We start from the raw sequence: 3,521 nt of genomic DNA on the forward strand, positions 1-3,521 counted from the left end.
GGACCCGGCTGCCCCTCGCGGTGTCGACAGGGTCCTCTCACCATTCAAGAGCAATCTCGCCGATATTGGCTGTCCCAGGGGGACCCGGCCGGTACAGGCACCGGCCCGTCGGCACGGGGTTCACCTCGGCTCCGCCAGGGCCTGGCCGGAGGCGTCCGCCGGGGTGCGGGGACGGGGCACCGAGAGAAGCGGCGCGAGGTCGAGCCGCTTGTCCATCTCCAGGCGGAAAGTGCCGTACGGGTTGATGTTGGACCAGAAAAGCGCGGTGAGCCCGCGCCGGTCCTCGTCCGAGAGCTTCTTCGCCCAGGCCGGTTCGGCGAGGACCTGCTGAAGCAGCAGCGTGTTGACGTGCACGAGCGCGGACTGGAGCAGGTGCAGGGCGAGCATAGAGGTCTCGGCGTGTTCCTTGTCCGGGCCGGTGAGCGCGCCGTCCTTGCCGTAGTGGAGCACAGGGTTCGCCGAGTTCCAGTTCTCCACGACCTGGAGCCCGCCGTGGATCTCCCGGCGCAGACCTGGAGCCTCGAGGTAGTCGCAGGCGAAGACCGTACGGACCGCGCGGCCGAGTTCTTCGAGCGCGGCGTACGTGGGGCGCTTGGGCCCGCCGCGGGTGAAGCGCCGCAGCACCTGCTCCGCCTCCGCCGTCCCCAGTCGGAGCGCAGTGGCGTACTTGACCATCTGGTCGTACTGCTGCTCGATCAGGTCGCACTTGATGGCCCGGGTCAGAGAGGCGCCGAGCGCCGGCCAGCCGGGCGGGTCGTCGTCCGGGCGGTACAGGCGGATGCTGCCGATGTTCTTCAGCCGGGGCAACAGGCGGAAGTTGAGCAGCTCGGTGAAGGCGAACCCAACGACAGACGCGCCGTGTGTGTCGACGCAGTTCGACTCGATCTCGGCGTCCGTGCAGTGCCGCAGCAGTCCCTCGATCAACGCCGCGACCTCGGACGACGAACAGGACTTCAGCTGCGAGTAGATGCAGACGTTCTTCCGCTCCACGTGCCAGTAGATCATCACGCCGTTGCCGCCGTAGCGTGCGTGTTACTCGGTCATGAAGTTGCTGGACCAGGACCCGAACATCTTCGAGTCCGAGGCACACGCGTTTCCCTGCCCCCACCACGCGGTGTCGCGGGCGGAGAAGGTGGCGTTGACCAGCCGGGTGACGGCGGCGCGGAGGTTGTCGACGGTGATGAAGTGCCGCCGGATATGGCACAGAGCGGCTTCACTCTCGCCATGCTCGCCGGTCGCGACGATCGAGCGGATGCCCATGTTGGTGCCCAGCGCGAACAGCACGAGCAGCAGGCGGCGCTGGAGGGTGGCCCGGTCGATGCGCTCGTCCGCGGCGACGGAGGTGAACTCGTCGGTGAAGCCGGAGAGGAAGTCGGCGTTCTTCAGCACGTCCAGGAGGTCGAGGACTCCCCATCGGCGTACGACCTCGTCCTTGAGCGTCTGGAGGCCGGTCGGCTCGTCCAGCTTCTCGAGCTTCGGCACGGTGATCCACGGGTCGCCGTGCCGCATGGTCACCTTCCCCCCGCCCGCCGAGCCGTCCGCGAGCGCCGCCGACAACTTGTCCAGGCCCTCGGTCATCCGCTGCTTCAGGCTCGTGATGAACGCCTGCGGGTCCTGGGGCTGGCGGATAGCCGCGTAGTGCACGGTGCGGGTGACCTGCTGGTTCTTCCGCTGTCTCACGGCGTGTCGGACATCGGAGCCTCAGCTTCGTGTCGCTTCCTCGGCGGTCTGTCTTGATTGGAGCAGACCGCCGGGCTTGTGATCTGGGCTGTCGCGCACCTTCCGAGTCAGCAGCCTGCAGGTCTCCCACCTGTGCGGTTGCTAGGTGGTTTGGGGACGAGCGGTCGGGTCAGTAGTGCGGGCACGCGTCGACGCCGCCGGCGGGTGCTTGGACGCGGGCTGCCGGAGCGGAACTCGCGTGGACAAGCCTCCGGGTGTGTGACCCGCTGCGATCGCGCCATGCGGCCGATGAGCTTTCCCCGGGGCCCAGGCGGACGGGCCCCGGTCGGACGGGCGGATCAGCGCAGTCCGGCGAAGAGATCGTTCTCGGGTATGGCCGCGCCGGTGGCGTCCTGGACACGTACGAAGGTCTCCACGCCCATCAACTCGCCGAACCTCTCCTTGCCCATCTTGAGGAAGAAGATGTTCTCGCCCTGACTCGCGTGCGCGGCCAATGCGTCGAACTTCTGACCGCTGAATGCGGTGGTGTCCACCCACGTGGTGATCTCATCGTCGGGGAGGCCGATCTCGGCCATAGCGGCGGCCTCGGCAGGATCCGGCTCCGGCATGTCCTCATGAAACTCGCGCATGATCTCGCCGAACCGCTGCATCATCGAGCGGGGCATCGTCGTCCAGTACACCTTCGGTGTCAGCGCTGTCATCTCCAGCGCCGCCATCGTGATGCGGTGGGCCTGGATGTGGTCGGGGTGGCCGTAGAAGCCGTTCTCGTCGTAGGTGACGACCACATCGGGCCGGTAGTGCCGTATGAGTTCCGCGAGTCGGTCGGCGCCTTCCTCTACGGGGGTCTGCCAGAAGGATCCGGGGGCGTCGTTGCTCGGCCAGCCCATCATCCCGGAGTCGGCATAATCCAGCATCTCCAGATCGCTGACCTTCAGGACGTCACAGCTCTCCTCAAGTTCTTGACGGCGCATCAAGGCGACGGCCGCCGGATCGTGCCCGGGATCGCCCGGCTTGACACCCCCCGGTCCGTCACCGCAACCGCCGTCGGTACACGTCACGAGAACCGTGCGGATGCCTTCCGCCGCGTACCGCGCGAGGACCCCTCCGGTTCCGGTGGCCTCGTCGTCGGGGTGGGCGTGCACTGCCATGAGCGTCAAGGGCCGGTCAGTCATGAAACAGTCCTCCTGCAGAAATAGGTCTTGGTCCGAGCGCGCGGCGGGCGTACCGCGATCCCGGGGGCCCGGATCCTGGTGGGACGGACGACCTTGTGGTCTCCGTGTCCCCGCCCGTGCGGCGCCGGTCCCTCGATCGATGCAACCATGCCGACCGGACCGGCTGTTCCCGCTGCAGCCGTGACCTCCAGGCTTCGGGTTTCAACGCGAACGAGGTACAGGCGCGACCTGCTGTGCTGTCGCACTGCAGCGCATCCTGCTGGGCGACGCCAACCAGTGCATCTACGCGGGCTTCAAGCACATCGACGCCGACGCCCGGATCACCACAGCGATGCGGCTGCCCGGCGCCGACAAGATCCGTTTGCCACCGCTCAGCTACCGCGACCCGAGCGGAAGCTGCCAGCCGCCGCCGAAGCCGCCCTGCAACGCGGCTTCTCCCACCCCGCCATCCGCACGGCCGCCGCCGCGGGTCGCATCTCGGTCACAGACCTCGATGAACTGGGTGCAGGACCTCATCCGGACCACCCGATGAACACGACTCGATACGCGCCCTAGTTGTTCTGTCCGGGGAGGTTGTGGACGGGTGATGCAGGTCTCGGCTGAGGGATCTTGAACGGGTGAGGGCCTTCCGGGTTCGGTGTGGATTGCGACGTCTACACCGACCGAAAG

Annotated in this window: 1 protein-coding gene and 1 pseudogene; both read right to left on the reverse strand. The window is 67.4% G+C overall.

The genetic code is table 11. From position 1 onward, the window contains the following. Positions 1-120: 120 nt before the first annotated feature. Positions 121-1,578 (reverse strand): annotated as a pseudogene (locus ACFU8Q_RS40265) (transposase). A gap of 440 nt (positions 1,579-2,018) precedes the next feature. Continuing rightward, positions 2,019-2,852, reverse strand: a complete 834-nt coding sequence (locus tag ACFU8Q_RS40270) for a PIG-L family deacetylase (RefSeq protein ID WP_384464820.1) — start codon at positions 2,850-2,852, stop codon at positions 2,019-2,021. Positions 2,853-3,521 lie beyond the last annotated feature (669 nt).

The sequence above is a fragment of the Streptomyces sp. NPDC057543 genome (assembly GCF_042801895.1).
GTDB lineage: Bacteria > Actinomycetota > Actinomycetes > Streptomycetales > Streptomycetaceae > Streptomyces.

Coding starts and splice junctions, on each gene's coding strand:
- ACFU8Q_RS40270 (WP_384464820.1), bottom strand. CDS start 2,852: ATGACTGACCGGCCCTTGACGCTCATGGCAGTGCACGCCCACCCCGAC.